Origin of the sequence: Fusobacterium perfoetens ATCC 29250 (genome assembly GCF_000622245.1) — a bacterium.
Lineage (GTDB): Bacteria > Fusobacteriota > Fusobacteriia > Fusobacteriales > Fusobacteriaceae > Fusobacterium_B > Fusobacterium_B perfoetens.
Window position 1 is genome coordinate 104,207 of the sequence record NZ_JHXW01000005.1, and the last position, 16,260, is coordinate 120,466.

14 protein-coding genes are annotated in these 16,260 nt (G+C 26.7%); 2 read left to right on the top strand and 12 right to left on the bottom strand.

Features of this window, described 5'->3' with window-relative positions; translation table 11 throughout:
• Nucleotides 1-813, bottom strand: a complete 813-nt coding sequence (locus T364_RS0102900; RefSeq protein ID WP_027128245.1) for a Cof-type HAD-IIB family hydrolase — start codon at nt 811-813, stop codon at nt 1-3.
• A 268-nt stretch (nt 814-1,081) separates the two neighbouring features.
• On the opposite strand from T364_RS0102900, the gene T364_RS0102910 reads away from it, so the two are divergent.
• The gene (locus T364_RS0102910) at nt 1,082-1,246 is read left to right on the top strand and encodes a hypothetical protein (protein ID WP_158413624.1); all 165 of its coding nucleotides are present in this window, start codon (nt 1,082-1,084) and stop codon (nt 1,244-1,246) included.
• Between the two features lie 51 nt (nt 1,247-1,297).
• Here the strand turns inward: T364_RS0102910 and T364_RS0102915 are convergent, their stop codons facing one another.
• From T364_RS0102915 to ylxM, 11 genes are all read right to left on the bottom strand, one after another.
• The gene (locus tag T364_RS0102915) at nt 1,298-2,491 is read right to left on the bottom strand and encodes a coenzyme F420-0:L-glutamate ligase (protein WP_027128247.1); all 1,194 of its coding nucleotides are present in this window, start codon (nt 2,489-2,491) and stop codon (nt 1,298-1,300) included.
• 106 nt (nt 2,492-2,597) lie between these two features.
• The gene (gene glyS / locus T364_RS0102920) at nt 2,598-4,667 is read right to left on the bottom strand and encodes a glycine--tRNA ligase subunit beta (RefSeq protein ID WP_027128248.1); all 2,070 of its coding nucleotides are present in this window, start codon (nt 4,665-4,667) and stop codon (nt 2,598-2,600) included.
• Nucleotides 4,668-4,713: 46 nt separating this feature from the next.
• On the bottom strand, nt 4,714-5,589 hold the full coding sequence (gene glyQ / locus T364_RS0102925) for a glycine--tRNA ligase subunit alpha (RefSeq protein WP_027128249.1): 876 nt from the start codon (nt 5,587-5,589) through the stop codon (nt 4,714-4,716).
• Between the two features lie 29 nt (nt 5,590-5,618).
• Complete coding sequence (gene lspA, locus T364_RS0102930; protein WP_027128250.1) at nt 5,619-6,086, bottom strand: signal peptidase II; 468 nt, start codon at nt 6,084-6,086, stop codon at nt 5,619-5,621.
• 9 nt (nt 6,087-6,095) lie between these two features.
• A complete protein-coding gene (ileS, locus tag T364_RS0102935; protein WP_027128251.1) occupies nt 6,096-8,873 on the bottom strand; it encodes an isoleucine--tRNA ligase in 2,778 nt (925 codons plus the stop codon).
• Entirely contained in the window at nt 8,874-10,703 is a 1,830-nt protein-coding gene (locus tag T364_RS0102940; protein ID WP_027128252.1) for an ATP-binding protein, read from the bottom strand.
• A gap of 276 nt (nt 10,704-10,979) precedes the next feature.
• Nucleotides 10,980-11,306 carry a hypothetical protein gene (locus tag T364_RS0102945; RefSeq protein WP_027128253.1) on the bottom strand — a complete coding sequence of 109 codons (327 nt, stop codon included), beginning with the start codon at nt 11,304-11,306 and terminating at the stop codon, nt 10,980-10,982.
• A 16-nt stretch (nt 11,307-11,322) separates the two neighbouring features.
• Nucleotides 11,323-13,494, bottom strand: a complete 2,172-nt coding sequence (locus T364_RS0102950) for a Tex family protein (protein ID WP_027128254.1) — start codon at nt 13,492-13,494, stop codon at nt 11,323-11,325.
• Between the two features lie 137 nt (nt 13,495-13,631).
• On the bottom strand, nt 13,632-13,892 hold the full coding sequence (rpsP, locus tag T364_RS0102955; protein ID WP_027128255.1) for a 30S ribosomal protein S16: 261 nt from the start codon (nt 13,890-13,892) through the stop codon (nt 13,632-13,634).
• A gap of 64 nt (nt 13,893-13,956) precedes the next feature.
• Nucleotides 13,957-15,309, bottom strand: coding sequence for a signal recognition particle protein (ffh, locus tag T364_RS0102960; RefSeq protein ID WP_027128256.1), 1,353 nt, complete (start codon nt 15,307-15,309; stop codon nt 13,957-13,959).
• Nucleotides 15,310-15,318: 9 nt separating this feature from the next.
• The gene (ylxM, locus tag T364_RS0102965) at nt 15,319-15,630 is read right to left on the bottom strand and encodes a YlxM family DNA-binding protein (RefSeq protein WP_027128257.1); all 312 of its coding nucleotides are present in this window, start codon (nt 15,628-15,630) and stop codon (nt 15,319-15,321) included.
• Between the two features lie 140 nt (nt 15,631-15,770).
• Here ylxM and T364_RS0102970 point away from each other — a divergent pair, with 140 nt between their 5' ends.
• On the top strand, nt 15,771-16,235 hold the full coding sequence (locus T364_RS0102970; RefSeq protein ID WP_027128258.1) for a CAP domain-containing protein: 465 nt from the start codon (nt 15,771-15,773) through the stop codon (nt 16,233-16,235).
• Nucleotides 16,236-16,260 lie beyond the last annotated feature (25 nt).

Here is a 16,260-nt window from a genome sequence, read left to right on the forward strand (position 1 = left end):
CTATTCTTCTAAAAATATTTTTCTTAAATACTTAGCTTCTCCATCTTCATCTGTAGTCAAAATTATTTCATTATTAGGTAAAGCTTTTTTTAACTTCTCACTTCCATTACCCATAATTAATCCTTTTCCTACAACACTTAACATTTCTTCATCATTAAGTCCATCTCCAAAAGCTATTGTTTCAGATAATTTAAATCCTCCTTTATCCAATATTTCTTTTAAAGTTTTACCTTTTGATACATTTTTTCTCATAATTTCTAAACATATATCTAAAGAAGCTGTAATAGTTACCTCTTCTTTCAATATAGGATTTTCTCTTATCTTTCTTTCTAATTTTTCTATTTTTTTCACATTATCTGATATAAAACAAAATTTTAATACATCTTTTTTATCAAAAGTTTTAAAATCTACTACATTAGGAGCAAATCCTGACTCTTTATGATATTCTTCAAATTCAGGAAGATATTTTTCTACATACCAACCATCATTCGTATAAATATTTACTGAAATATCCTCTTCTATTTTTAAATTCAATAATTCTTTAATTATTTTTTCATCCATTAGATGTTCAATTAAAATTTCTCCTTTTTCATTGTGTGCATTAGTTCCATTAGATGATATTAAATAAGATTCACTACCTAATTGTTTCATAAAACAAGAAGCATCTATAAAATGTCTTCCTGTTGCTATTATAAATTTTATTCCTTTTTTTTCTATTATTTCTTTTATTGTTTCTTTTGTATAATCTGAAATCTCGTGCTTTGAATTTAAAAGCGTTCCATCTAAATCACTTACTACTACTTTATATTTCATTTTCCTCTCCTTTTTCTTTTCCCACTATAATTATATATTAGAATAAAAAATAATTCAATAATTAAAAATATTCAGAAAAATTTTATGGTATAATATATAAAAAGTTATAAAGGAGGTAAATGTGAAAATAGAAATTACTGAAAGAGTTTTAAAATATGCTAAAAAAAATAATCTCATTGGTATTTGTTTAAAAAGAGAAACATTAGCTTTTGGCTGAGCTGGATGTCGTGATGTGATTCAGGGTGAATTCATTAAACATATTTCTGATATGGAAAAAAGAGAGATTGAATATATCAACGAAGATGTTAATGGAATAAAAGTGTTTATTCCAATTTATTTAAAAAATTTAAAATATATTAAAATAAGTTGTAATTTTGTAAGTGTTTTTACATCTGGTATGGTATTAGATGTAGAGGGATATGAAAAAATATAAATAATTTTATAAAAAAGGCTATTGTATATTTACAATAGCCTCCCTTTTTTATTAGTCATCTATATAGTTGTCAAAATATCCTTGAATTAAAATAATTGGTGTTCCTTTATCTCCACTTCCAGAAGTTAAGTCACATAGTGAACCGATTAAGTCTGTTAATCTTCTAGGAGTAGTTCCTTGAGTTATCATTTGTCCTTTAAGGTCAGAATCTTTTCCTTTTATTGCTTCAGCAACAGCTTTTTGTAACTCTTCACCTTTTAATCCAGCTAAATCATTATCAGCTAAATATTTTAATTTGATTTCGTTTGGAGTTCCTTCTAATCCATCTGTATATCCAGGAGATACTACAGGGTCAGCAAGTTCCCAAATTTTTCCAACTGGGTCTTTGAAAGCTCCATCTCCATAAACCATAACTTCTATATGTTTTCCAGTTTTTTCTTCTAACATTTTTTGAATTTTTACAACTAACTCTTTACAATCACGAGGGAATAATTTAACTGAAGTTTCAGTAGCTTTATTAGAACCTAATAATCCATAATCAGCATTATATCCACTTCCATTAACTGATTCAGTTAATATTTCATCCATTCCATAAACTAATTTAGCTCCAGCTTTTTTTAATAATTTTTTAGTTCTCATACGAGTATGAATATCACAATTTAACACATAATCTGTATATTTTAAGATAGCTGTTGGATTGTTAGCAAAAATAACTTCTACTTCTGCACCTTGCTCTCTTATTAATTCTGAATAATATTCTATATAATTTACTCCTGTAAATACATGGATAGGATTTCCAAATTTTTCAGTAAACTCTTTTTCTGTTAAAACATCTGTCCAAGGATTTACACCTTTTTCATCTAATAAATCATAATCGATAAAATGGTTTCCAACTTCATCAGAAGGATAACTAAACATTAAAACTATTTTTTTAGCTCCTTTTGCTATCCCTTTTAAACATACAGAAAATCTATTACGACTTAATATTGGGAATATAAGTCCTATTGTATTTTCTCCATATTTTGCTTTAACGTCTGCTGCTATATCATCTATTGTAGCATAGTTTCCTTGTGCTCTTCCTACAACTGATTCTGTTATAGCCACTACGTCTCTATTTCTTAATGCAATATTTTCACTTTCACAAGCAGCTAATACAGCATCAACTGTAAAAGTTGCAATGTCATCACCTTGTTTTATAATTGGTGCACGAAGTCCTCTTGAAATAGTTCCTACTAATCTTCCCATACATCTTCTCCTTTTACATTGATTTTACTTTTAACATTTAATTATAATATTTTTTAGCTACTTTTGTCAAATAAAAAATAAAAGAGCAGTAAAAACTGCTCTTTTTCTATCCCTCTATTAGATTTAAATCTGCCATTTTTTCATAAATGTCATTTAATTTTTTCATTTGAGATAATCTATTATTTTTTATAGCTTCATCTTTATCATTTATCATTACATTGTTAAAGTAATTATTTACTACTTCTTCACCTTTTAATACTTCATTTAAGTATCCTTTATAATTTTTTGAAGAAAGTAAAGAATCTACTTCTTTATCTAATGATTCAACATAATTATATAATGATTTTTCTGCATCTTCATTGAATAAGTTAACATCAACAGAAGAATCTTTATGAGCTTTAACTATATTTCCAACTCTTTTTACAATTCCTACTAAGTTTTTGAAACTTTCTTCTTGAACTGTACTTTCTAATACTTCTATAGCTGTTTTTGTATCAATAACATTATCCCAAGCTACTGCTACTACTGATAATATTACATCTCTTCTATATCCCATATCTGTAAATACATTGATTACTCTTTGTTTTAAGAACTCTAATACTTCTTTCTTAAGTTCTACTTTATCTCTTTTTAATACTCCGTCAGCTTCTAAAACTTCTATACTTTTATCAACTAACTCTTCTAAAGATACATTTAAGTTTGAATTTATAATAACATTTACAATTCCTAAAGCAGCTCTTCTTAAAGCAAATGGGTCTTTAGAACCTGTAACTTGTACTCCAACTCCTAAACATCCAACTAAAGTATCCATTCTATCACAGATTCCTGCTACAATTCCCTCTTTAGTTGTTGGAAGTTTATCCCCTTTAAATCTTGGGAAATAATGCTCTTGAATTCCTAAAGAAACTGTTTCTTTTTCTCCAGATTTTAAAGCATAGTCAGCTCCCATTAATCCTTGAAGTTCTGTAAACTCTTTCTCGTTTATCATATTTGTTACAAGGTCAGCTTTACATAAAGTGATAGTTCTTTGGATATCTTCTCTTACATCATTATATCCTAATCTATCAATTAAAGTATCAGCAAGTTTTGATACTCTTCTGATTTTAGCAGCTATTGTTCCTAAATCTTTTTGGAATACTACTGTTTCTAATTTTTTAACATTTTCTACTAAAGGTTGTTTTAAGTCTTCTTGATAGAAGAATCTTGCGTCAGCAAGTCTTGCTGATAAAACTTTTTCATTTCCAGCTTTAACTTTATCAGAATATTCAATACCATTTCTTATTACAACAAATTTTGGTAATAATTTTCCATTTTTATCTAAAATTGGGAAATATCTTTGGTGAACTTCCATAGATATAATTAAAACTTCTTGTGGTACTTCTAAGAAATCTGAATTAAATGTACCAACTATTGGATAAGGATATTCTACTAAGTTTGTAACTTCATCTAATAGATTTTCATGGATTAAAACTACTTCGTTTTCTCCAGTACAATTTTTAGCTATCATATCTCTTATCATTTGTTTTCTCTCTGCTATATCAATGATAACATTATTTTCTCTTATTTTTGTAAAATATTCATCAACATTTGACACTGTGAATCTTCCACCAAAGAATCTATGTCCTCTTGATTCTAATCCACTTTCAATTCCTTCGATTTCAAATTTTACAAGTTCATCATCAACTATTGCTAAAAACCATTGAATAGGTCTTGCAAATCTAAATTTTCTATCTGCCCATTTCATTGATTTTGGGAATTCTAATTCTAATACAAGATTTTTTAGAATATCAGATAATAAAGATTTTGTTTCAACCCCTTTAGAGAATTTTCTAACAGCAATATATTCTCCTTTTGGTGTTTCAACTATTTCTAAATCTTTTGCTTCTACTCCTTGAGATTTTACAAATCCAAGTCCTGCTTTTGATAAAGAACCATCTTCACCATAAGCCACTCTTTTTGCTGGTCCCATATTTAATTCATTTAAGTCTTCTTGTCTTTCTGCTAATCCTTCTACTAAAATAACTAATCTTCTAGGAGTTCCAAAAGTTTTTATATCTTCATATTTTATTCTTTCATCTTTGAATTTTTTTGATAAATTATTTTTTAAGTCATTTAAAGCATTAACTAGGAATCTAGCTGGATTTTCTTCCATTCCTATTTCAAATAATAACCTCATGTTTTTATCTCCTTTTTATCTCAATTATATTTCCATTATTAATTTACTAGATTTTTTTCTTTAATAATGGATATCCTAAATTCTTTCTATTTTCTACATAGATTTCAGCACATCTTTTTGCTAAATCTCTTACTCTTAAAATATAAGCCATTCTTTCTGTAGTAGAAATAGCTCCTCTTGAATCTAGAACGTTAAATGTATGAGAACATTTTAAAACATAGTCATATGCTGGTAATACAAGTCCTGCATCTAAGATTTTCTTAGCTTCTGCTTCATATTCATCAAACCATTTAAAATGAGATTCTAAATCTGCTAATTCAAATGAATATTTTGAGTTTTCATATTCATATTGGTATCTCATATCTCCATATTTAACTTCTTCTGTCCAGTCTAAATCATAAACATTTGATTTATTTTGAATATAAAGAGCTATTCTCTCTAATCCATATGTTATCTCTACTGGAACTATATCAAGTTCTAATCCTCCAACTTGTTGGAAATATGTAAATTGTGTTATTTCCATTCCATCTAACCATACTTCCCAACCAAGTCCCCAAGCTCCAAGAGTTGGTGATTCCCAGTCATCTTCAACAAATCTTATGTCATGTTCTTCTGGAATTATTCCTAAAAGTCTTAAACTTTCTAAATATAATTCTTGAATATTATCTGGAGAAGGTTTCATTATAACTTGGAATTGATGATGTTGATAAACTCTATTTGGGTTTTCTCCATATCTTCCATCTTTTGGTCTTCTTGATGGTTCTACATATGCAGTTTTCCAAGGTTCTGGTCCTAAAGCCATTAAGAAAGTATTAGGGTTAAATGTCCCTGCTCCTGTTTCTATGTCATATGGATTTCCTAAAACACAACCTTTTGACCCCCAATATCTTTGAAGAGTTGTTATTATCTCTTGAAATGTCATTTTCATTCCTCCACTTTAAATTTAAAATTTTACTTTTTTTCTTTTAAATCTTTTTTAGCTTTGATAAACATATCTAAAAGTATTACAGCCACTCCTATATTTATATACACATCAGCCATATTAAATACAAAAGACCAAATTCCCCTGAAGTCTATCATATCAACAACATAACCTCTAAAAATTCTATCTATCATATTTCCTACAGCTCCAGAAATTATTAACATATAAGCTAACTTTTCTAAAAAACTAGATTTTTTAAAAGTTTTTATAAAATAATATATAATTCCTATAATAGCTATTACTGTAAATACACTTATCAAATTTATTTTTCCTTGAAAAATTCCAAAGGCTATTCCTCTATTTTGAACATAAGTAATATGAAAAAAATCTTGAATTATTGCTAAAGAATCTCCAATAAAAAAATTATTCTCTATTTGAATTTTAGTCAGTTGGTCTAAAAAGACCAACCCAACTATTCCTATTAAATAATAAATCATAGTATCTACCTATTTTAAAACTGCAGCACATCTTGGACAAAGAGAAGTTTCGTGATCTAACTCTGTTGTATATTTCCAACATCTTTCACATTTCTCTCCATCAGCATGAGCAACTTTAACTTTTATTTCCATTTCTTCATCTGCTACAAATTCATCTGTAGCTTCATCTGTGTATTCTAATTGAGAAACTATAAATACCATTTCTAATAAATCTTTATTTGAATTTATAAATTCTTTTAATTCTGCATCAGTTGTATTTAATACTACTTTAGCATCAAGAGCGTTTCCAATTATTCTATTTTCTCCTTGTCTTGCTTTTTCTAAGTATTTATTTACAACTTTTCTTAATTTAATTACAGTATTCCATTTGTTTGCTAATTCTTCATTTAGATATTCATCATTAAATTCAAACCAATTTGTTAAATGAACTGATTCTCCATCTCTATCTTTTTCAGGTAGTCTTCCCCAAATTTCTTCAGCAGTAAATGAAAGGATTGGAGCTATCATTTTTACAAGACAAACTAAAACTTCGTTCATTACTGTTTGGGCTGATCTTCTAGCTTTAGAATCTTGTTTTTCAGTATATAATCTATCTTTTATAATATCTAAATAGAAAGCTGACATATCTATTCCAGAGAAATAGTGAATTGCTTGGAATAAGTTATAGAACTCATATTTATCATAACTTTCTGTAACTTCTCTTTTTAATACTTCTAATTTATGTAATGCCCATTTATCAATTTCTTCTAATTCTGCATATGGAACAGCATCTTTAGTTGGGTCAAAATCAAAAGTATTTCCTAATATATATCTTGCTGTATTTCTTACTCTTCTGTAAGCTTCAGCCATTTGTTTTAAAATGTTGTCAGAAATTTTTACGTCATCTCTGTAGTCAACAGAAGCACACCAAAGTCTTAAAATATCTGCTCCATAAACTTTAATTACGTCTTCTGGAGAAACTGTATTTCCTAAAGATTTAGACATTTTTCTTCCTTGTCCATCATTTACGAATCCGTGTGTTAATATTTTTTTGTATGGTGCATCAAATGTAGAACCAATTGATGTTAATAAAGATGTTTGGAACCATCCTCTATGTTGGTCAGAACCCTCTAAGTATAAATCAGCTGGTCTGTGTAATAATGTTCCTCTAGTTTCAAGAACTGATCTATGAGAAACTCCAGAGTCAAACCAAACGTCCATTATGTTAGTTTCTTTTGTAATTTCTTTTCCTTTTAAATTATATTTTGCTAATAACTCTTCTCCAATTAATTCTTCAGCTGAATATTTTACCCAAGCTGCTGAACCTTCTTTTTTAACAATTTCTACTACTCTTTCTAAAATTTCTTGATTGAATACTACTTCTTCATCTACATAGAATACAGGAATTGGTACTCCCCAAGCTCTTTGTCTAGAGATACACCAGTCAGGTCTTTTCTCTAACATAGAACCTATTCTATTTCTTCCCCAATCAGGTACAAATTCTACTCCATCTAAAGCTTTTAATGCTCTTTCTCTTAAGTCAGAACCTTCAGCTTTTACAAACCATTGAGCAGTAGCTCTAACGATTATTGGAGTTTTTGATCTCCAGTCATGTGGATATGAGTGAACAAACTCATTATAAGCTAACATTATTCCTCTTTCTAATAGAGTTTCACAAATTACTTTATTAGCTTTTTCATAGAATAAACCAGCAAATTCTCCAGCTTCTTCTGTTAAAACACCTTTGTAGTTAATAGGTGAAAGGATTGGTAATCCATATCTTACACCAACAACATAGTCATCTTGTCCATGTCCAGGAGCTGTGTGTACACAACCTGTTCCTGCATCAGCTGTAACGTGCTCACCTAAAATAATAGTTCCTGTTCTTTCAATAAATGGATGTTGATAAGTTAGTCTTTCTAAATCTTGACCTTTAAATTCTTTTATTAATTCACATTCTTTAATTCCAATTTCTTGCATTGCTTTTTCAGCTAATACTTTAGCAAAAATTAGATTTCCTTTTTCTGTTTTGTAAACTCCATATTCAAACTCAGCATTTAAACAAATCCCTACGTTTGCTGGTAAAGTCCAAGGAGTAGTTGTCCAAATTACTATATAAGTTTCTTCAGTCATTCCAATTTTATCTAACACATCTTGATTAGCTTTCATTTTTACATAAACTGAAGGAGATTTTATATCTTTATATTCAATTTCAGCTTCAGCTAAAGCTGTTTCAGTTACAGGAGACCAATATATTGGTTTAGAACCTTTGAATATATATCCATTTCTATATAATTCTCCAAAAACTTCTAATTGTTTTGCTTCATATTCTGGATTTAAAGTTAAATAAGGATTATCCCAATCTCCTAAAATTCCAAGTCTTATAAATTGGTCTCTTTGAATTCCAACCCATTTTTTAGCATATTTTGTACATTTTTCTCTGATTTCTAAAGGAGACATCTCTTTCATTTTCTCCCCTAGCTCTTCACTTACTTTTAATTCAATAGGTAACCCATGTGTATCCCATCCTGGAATATATGGTGCATTATATCCTCTTAATCTTTTATATTTTAAAATTATATCTTTTAAAACCTTATTTAAAGCATGTCCTATATGAATATTTCCATTTGCATATGGAGGTCCATCATGTAGTATAAAACTTGGTTTAGTTTCATCTATACTTTTTTCATATATTTTTTGTTTTGTCCAATCCTTAACCATTAAAGGCTCTTTGTTTGGTAAGTTAGCTTTCATTTGAAAACTAGTTTTTGGTAGATTCAGTGTTTTTCCATAATCCTTATCTTCCATTTAATTATCCTCCTTAAATATATTTAAAGTTATTTTTACTTCAGTTCCTTGATTTGGAGTTGAATAAATTTTTATAACTCCCTTACAATCTTTAATTACTCTTTCTGCTAAAGGAATTCCTAATCCTGGAGTGTCTCCTTTATAAGTCATAAAAGGTTGGAATATATCTTTTAATTGTTCCTCATTCATTCCTATTCCATTGTCTTTTATATCTATTTTTATTTTATTAGCAAGTTTATCTCTAATTACAATTATTGTTATTTTTTTATCTGTTTTTCCATTTTCTAAAACAGCATCATAAGCATTTTTTAAAAGTTCTATAAAGGCTCTTCTAAATCTTTCTCTATTCCCTAGAACATCTCCTGTATAACTTATAAAAGAAGCTATATTTACTTTATCTTCATTTCCTTCTTCTTTGATTAAATTCTTAAATTCTTCTATAACTTCAACTATAAAATGTTCTATATTTACAGGTTCTAATTTTTTTCTATTTGAAGGATTAGAATATTGTTTTAAAATTTTATTAGAATATTTTATATTCTTAACTTTTTCTTTAAACTCTTTAATTTCTTCTTCTAATTCAGTTAGATTATCACTTTTATTTTCTTGTACTAATCCAACTAATCTATTTAAAGCTTCTTCTCTTGTTGTTAAAAATCTTTCAGTTATATTATTTATAGTTCTATTTCTCTCAAAGTCTATTCTTTCTTTTTCCTCAACTTTATTCTTTAATTTTGTAGCAACATTCATTATTAGAATTTTAATAAGTTCTACATCTTCTTCTGTTATTTGTTTTTCTTTGGTATAATAATCAAATAACATTACTCCAGTATAATAATCTATGTTATAAATAGGAATTGCTATAAAATTTTTAAGCCCTATACTATTAAAAAGGTCATTTCCTAAATTATGTTTATACCCTTTATCATTCATATATAAAATTTTTCTTTCTTTAAGAGATGTAGTAATAAAATTTTCACTTGAAAAAGGTATTTTTATTAATTTAATTACATCTTCTAATTTATTTATCTGAAAATCAAACCCATTTTTTCTTTCTTTTAATATATCATTTCTTATTTCAGTTATATGAGAATTTAAAATACACATTTCTCCAACTAGAGCATCTCTTTCACGACTATATCTAAAAAACATAGCTCTTGCAAAACCTAATTCTGATTCTGAAACAAAAGATTTCATTATTTTTTTTACAGTATAAACTATATCATCTTCAATTTCTATACCTAAAATAAGTTTTTCTATAACTTTCATTTTATTTAAATTTTCTTTTAAAATTTTATTTCTTATTTTTAAAGTTTTTTGATTTTCTTCAAGACGTTTTAACATTCCTTTTAAAGAAGTTTCTAAAACTTTTATCTCACCTTTTCCATTAAAATCTATAACAGTATCATATTTTCCATTACTTATATCTTCTGCAGCATCTGAAATTTCTTTAAGAGGTAATAAAATTTCTTTTAATAATTTACTAAAACATGTAGTTGCTATAGTCACAAAAGATAATACCATGATTCCTATAAAAATAGCAATAATTATTTTAGTTTTAAGAAAATTTTCTCGAGAAATTCCAATTCCAAAATATCCTAGATTTTCATCTCCATTTATATTTTTCAAAGCAGTTGTTGTTATATAATAAGATTTTCCATCTATTTCGATATTTTTAAAGAAATATTGAGCATTTTTTACTATTTTACTATTTTTTCTTTTAAATACCCCTTTTTCTTTTACATCAAAATTAAAATCTCCATAAATATGTTCTTCATTTGAAAGAATAAAAATTCTATCTGATGGAGAAAGTTCTATATAATCTCTCATATATTCTAAAATATTACTATCTAATGGAGTAGATACAATTAAATATCCGTTTATATTTCTTTCCCTATTTATTGAAATTGATAGAATACTTCTTAAATATATTTCTGAATTATAATTTGCTATATAATATATTTTATCTTTTGCAAGTTCCTTTATTTGCCCAAGTGAAACTTTTCTTTCATCAATAAATATATTTCTTTCTCCTGTATACCCTAAAATTTTTCCATTTTCATTTAAAAAAGCAATCTCTGTTTTATAATATTTTTTAAAACTTTCTCATATAAGTTCATTTTTTAAAATTCCACATAATTTTCTATAATCTTTATTAATTTCAGCTTCTGATATCTTTTGAAAGTAATTTTCTTTTAGTAAAATTTGATTTACATCAGCCATAAAACTATACATATAATTCATATTAGCTTTTTCTAATATAAATACTTTTTCCTTTGCAGTATTCAATAACTTACTTTCCATATCTTTAAATGTAATAAAAGTTATTATTGTAGCTACAAATATAGATGAAATTACTATAGCTATGTTTGTATAAAATATTATTTTAAGAACTATAGAATCTTTATTTATTCTTAATCTAAAATTTTTCAAGATAACCTCACTCTTTTTACTTAGTAGTTCTTCTAGTTAATCCTACTCTTTGTCTTTCTTTATCAATATCTTTTACTCTAACTTTTACTATTTGTCCAACAGATAATACTTCACTTGGGTCTTTTACAAACTTATCAGAAATTTCTGATATATGTAATAGAGCATCATTTTTTAAGCCTATATCTACAAAAGCTCCAAATTTTACAACATTTCTAACTGTTCCTTCTAACTCCATTCCAGGTTGTAAATTTTCAATATTTAATATATCAGATTTTAAAAGAGGTCTTTCAAGTTCATCTCTTGGGTCTCTTCTATCTCTTATTAATGCTTCATATATATCTTTTACAGTTTCTTTTCCATACCCTTTTTCATCAGCAAATTTTTCAAAATTAAATGATTTTAATTTTTCTCTACTATCTTTTAAATTTTCTCTATATTCTTTTAAAGATATATTATTTACTGTTAAGATTTCTTCTGCTATTCCATATGATTCAGGATGGATAATTGTATTGTCTAAAATATTTTCTCCATCTTCTATTATTAAAAATCCTGCCATTTGTTCATAAGCTTTATTTCCAAGCCCTTTTACTTTTAATAAAGATTTTCTATTTTTAAAGTTTCCATTTTCTTTTCTGTATTCTACAATATTTTTAGCAATGTTTTTCTTAATTCCTGATACATGCTCAAGTAATGCCCAAGAAGCTGTATTTACATTTATTCCAACACTGTTAACAACTGAAGCAATTACTTCTTCTAAAGATTCAGCTAATCTTTTTTGGTCAACATCATGTTGATACATTCCAACTCCTATTGATTTTGGGTCTATTTTTACAAGCTCTCCTAATGGGTCTTGTATTCTTCTAGCTATTGAAATAGCTCCTCTTACTGTAACATCTAAATCTGGAAACTCCTCATTTGCTAATTTTGAAGCTGAATATACAGAAGCTCCAGCCTCATTTGTTATTACATATTTTGCTTGTTTATTATTTTCTCTTATAGTTTTTGCTACAAAACTTTCTGTCTCCCTTGAAGCAGTTCCATTTCCTATTGAAACTATATCTATCTCATATTTATCTAAATATTTTAATAATTTTTCACGAGATATTTCAAGTTGTTTTGGACTGTCCATTCCTTCAACTAAATGGAATACATCATTTGTTACATAGAATCCATTTTTATCTACTACTGCAACTTTACAACCTGTTCTATATCCAGGGTCTAATCCTAAAATATTTTTTTCTTTTAAAGGTGGTTGTAAAAGAAGATTTTTTAAATTTTCTTTAAATATTCCTATAGCTTCATCTTCACTTTTCTCTGTTAAAATATTTCTTACTTCTCTTTCTATTGATGGAAGTATTAATCTATCTAAAGAATCCTTTATAATTTCTAAAAGAAATTCTTCTATCTCATAATTTTTAAATTCTTTCTTTAAAATATATTTTTCTATTCTATCTCTTACAACATCTTCAATTTTTAAAGAAACATTTAAAATTTCCTCTTTTTCTCCTCTGTTTAAAGCTAAAACTCTATGAGAAAGTATTGTTTTTATAGTTTCACTATACTCATAGTAATCTCCATAAACTTTTTTCTCATCTAATTCAGAAGCTTTTTTAGTATTTTTTGAAGTTACAATACTATCTTTTAAATAAACATTTCTTAAATATTCTCTATATTGAGCATTTTCAGAAATTTTTTGAGCTACTATTAATTTTGCTCCTTCAATAGCTTCTTCAGAAGTTTCAACTTCTTCAGTTATATATTTTTTAGCTTCTTTTTCTACATTGTCTACACTTTTTGCTAAATATATAAATTGAGATAAAGGTTCTAATCCTTTTTCAATAGCTATATCAGCTTTTGTTTTTCTTCTTTTTTTATAAGGTAAATATAAGTCTTCTACCTCTTGTAATTTTGTTGCTTCTAATATACTTTTCTTTAATTCATCTGTAAGTTTTCCTTGTTCTTCAATAAGATTTATAACTTCTTCTTTTCTTTTTTCAAGATTTCTAATGTAAGTTACAGACTTTAAAATATCTCCAATTTGATTTTCATCAAGATTTCCAGTTACTTCTTTTCTATATCTAGATATAAAAGGTACTGTAGAGCCTTCATCTAAAAGTTTTACTGTATTTTCTATTTGTTTTATTCCTATTTTAAGTTCTTCACTTATTATTTCAAAAATATTTTTCATCTATTCCTCCACAATATACTTTTATAAACTCTTATATTATAACATATTTTCATAGAGATTTCCATCTTATGAACACTATCTTTAATAAAAAAGGCAACCTTAAGGCTGCCTTATTCTTGTTCAAATAATTTTTTCAATTATTTTTTTAATTCTTCGAATTTTGCCCAAACTCCAGCTTTAACTAATAAAGATTTTACAGTTCTTGTAGGTTGAGCTCCATTTTTTAAGAAGTTTAAGATTTCTTCTTCTTTTAATTCTACTTTAGAATCTTCTAATGGATAGTAGTTTCCTAAGTAAGCTACTGCTTTACCATCTCTTTTTGATAAACTTTCCATTGCAGCTAATCTGTAAACTGGTCTTTTTGTGCTTCCTAATCTAGTTAATCTTAATTTTAACATTTAATCACATCTCCTTATAATTTCTATTTATTTTTATTTTATTTATTAACTTTATTGTTTACTACTAAAAAAATCTTTTTCCATTTCTACCCATTGGCATTTTTGGGAATCCAGCTCCAAAATTAGGCATCTTTCCAGAGCTAAATATCTTCATCATTCCCTTCATTTGCTCAAATTGTTTTAGAAGTTTATTAACATCAGATACATCTGTTCCACTTCCTTTTGCAATTCTAAGCTTTCTTTCAGCCTTAAGTATTTCTGGTTTCTTTCTCTCTAATTTTGTCATTGATTGGATTATAGCTTCAACTTTTTTCATTTCTTTTTCAGCAGGAGCTAAGTCTCCAATATCTCCCATTCCTGGTATCATTTTTAATATACTTCCTAATGGTCCCATTCTTTTTATAGCTTGTAATTGTTTTAAGAAATCTTCTAAATCGAATTTTTGAGTTTTTATTTTTTCTTCTAAAGATTTCATATCATCAGCATTTATACTTTCTTGAGCTTTTTCAACTAATGATACAACATCCCCCATTCCTAAAATTCTTGAAGCTAATCTTTCAGGATGGAATAATTCTAAATCTTCAATTTTTTCTCCAACCCCTACAAATTTTATTGGTTTTCCTACTACTGATTTTATTGAAAGTGCTGCTCCACCTCTAGTATCTCCATCAAATTTTGTAAGAATTACACCATCTATACTTAACTTATCATTAAAGTTTTTAGCTAAATTTACAGCATCTTGTCCTATCATAGCATCTACTACTAATAATATTTCTTGAGGTCTTACAGTTTTCTTTATATCAGCTAACTCATCCATTAAAGCTTCATCAACATGTAATCTTCCTGCTGTATCTATTATCATATATGTATAATCTTGAGTTTTTGCATTTGCCCAAGCTCTTCTACAAATATCAACTGCATCTCTATTTGTTTCATCTATATAAGCTGGAACTTTTATTTGATTAGCTAATACTTCTAATTGTTTCATAGCAGCTGGTCTATAAACGTCAGCAGCTACTAAATATGGTCTTTCTCCATCTTTTTTTAATTTATTAGCTAGTTTTGCGGCAAATGTAGTTTTTCCTGCCCCTTGAAGTCCTGCTAACATTATTACTGTAGGATTTTTTACTCCTTTAGTTAATCTTGAATTTGTTCCTCCAAGAAGTTCTACTAATTCATCATTAACTATTTTTATAAATTGTTGTCCTGGATTTACTCCAATTAAAACTTCAGTTCCAATAGCTTTTTCTTGGATTTTATTTATAAAATCTTTTACAACTTTATAGTTTACATCAGCTTCTAATAATGACATTTTAACTTCTTTTAAAGCTTCTTTTATATTACTCTCAGTAAGTTTACTTTGCCCTCTTACTTTTTTGAAAATGCTTTGAAATCTATTTCCTAAATTTTCTAACATATTTTCTCCCTAACTTAATTTTTTTATAATTTCATCAAGTTTTTCCATTGTAAAATTATTTTTTAATTCTAATAAATCTTTTTGAAGTTCTTTATCTCTTTCATAAAATTTTAATTTTTCTTCATAATTTTTTAAAATTTTTATTCCTCTTTTAATATTATCATAAACAGCTTGTCTACTTATTCCATAATTTTCAGCAATCTCTGTAAGTGATAAATCTTCTTCAAAATATTCTATTAAATATTTACTTTGTTTTTCTGTTAAAAGAACTTTATAATAATCTAGTAAAATACCAATTTCTATCATTTCTTTTAGTTCCATTTATATCACCAAGATATTATATTAGAATTTCTAAAATTTGTCAAGTATTTTTTCTTTACTTTTATTTTTTTATAACCTCTAGAAATTTTCTAAAAAAAATCTTATAATATATTATAATTATTTTATTTTTTGGAGGTTCTATGAAAAAATTATTAAATTATTTACTTATTATTTTTACATTTATAATTTTTTCTATAATTTCTTATGGAGAAAATTATCAACAAGAGATTTTAGATATTATAAATAATGAAAGGGTTGAAAATAATCTTTCACCATTAGAAGAAAAAGAGATTTTAAATGAAATGGCAATAAAAAAAGCTTCTTTAGTAGCTAAAGAGGGAAAACTTGACCATTATGCTGGTGGATATTCTTCTTTAGGAGAATTTTTTAAAGAGTATGAGATTTCTTATTTGGCTATTGCTGAAAATCTAGCTAGAAATTCAAATGGACCAAAAGATGTGGCTAAAAGTTGGATTGAATCTAAAGGACATAGAGCCAACCTTTTAAATCCTCAATATACATATACAGGTATAGGAAAATTTACTGATGAAAATAATAATACCTATTGGGTTCAATTATTTTTAAAAGAAAGAACTCAAAAATAAAAAGAATTATTTTTGTAAATTCTCT

What these genes read in the sequence shown, in the direction of transcription:
- rpsP (WP_027128255.1), bottom strand. Translation starts at nt 13,892, where the DNA reads ATGTTAAAATTAAGATTAACTAGATTAGGAAGCACAAAAAGACCAGTT.
- T364_RS0102940 (WP_027128252.1), bottom strand. Translation starts at nt 10,703, where the DNA reads ATGAGAGATTATATAGAACTTTCTCCATCAGATAGAATTTTTATTCTT.
- lspA (WP_027128250.1), bottom strand. Translation starts at nt 6,086, where the DNA reads ATGATTTATTATTTAATAGGAATAGTTGGGTTGGTCTTTTTAGACCAA.
- glyS (WP_027128248.1), bottom strand. Translation starts at nt 4,667, where the DNA reads ATGAGGTTATTATTTGAAATAGGAATGGAAGAAAATCCAGCTAGATTC.
- ffh (WP_027128256.1), bottom strand. Translation starts at nt 15,309, where the DNA reads ATGTTAGAAAATTTAGGAAATAGATTTCAAAGCATTTTCAAAAAAGTA.
- ylxM (WP_027128257.1), bottom strand. Translation starts at nt 15,630, where the DNA reads ATGGAACTAAAAGAAATGATAGAAATTGGTATTTTACTAGATTATTAT.
- T364_RS0102950 (WP_027128254.1), bottom strand. Translation starts at nt 13,494, where the DNA reads ATGAAAAATATTTTTGAAATAATAAGTGAAGAACTTAAAATAGGAATA.
- T364_RS0102910 (WP_158413624.1), top strand. Translation starts at nt 1,082, where the DNA reads ATGGAAAAAAGAGAGATTGAATATATCAACGAAGATGTTAATGGAATA.
- glyQ (WP_027128249.1), bottom strand. Translation starts at nt 5,589, where the DNA reads ATGACATTTCAAGAGATAATAACAACTCTTCAAAGATATTGGGGGTCA.
- T364_RS0102970 (WP_027128258.1), top strand. Translation starts at nt 15,771, where the DNA reads ATGAAAAAATTATTAAATTATTTACTTATTATTTTTACATTTATAATT.
- T364_RS0102915 (WP_027128247.1), bottom strand. Translation starts at nt 2,491, where the DNA reads ATGGGAAGATTAGTAGGAACTATTTCAAGAGGACTTCGTGCACCAATT.
- ileS (WP_027128251.1), bottom strand. Translation starts at nt 8,873, where the DNA reads ATGGAAGATAAGGATTATGGAAAAACACTGAATCTACCAAAAACTAGT.
- T364_RS0102900 (WP_027128245.1), bottom strand. Translation starts at nt 813, where the DNA reads ATGAAATATAAAGTAGTAGTAAGTGATTTAGATGGAACGCTTTTAAAT.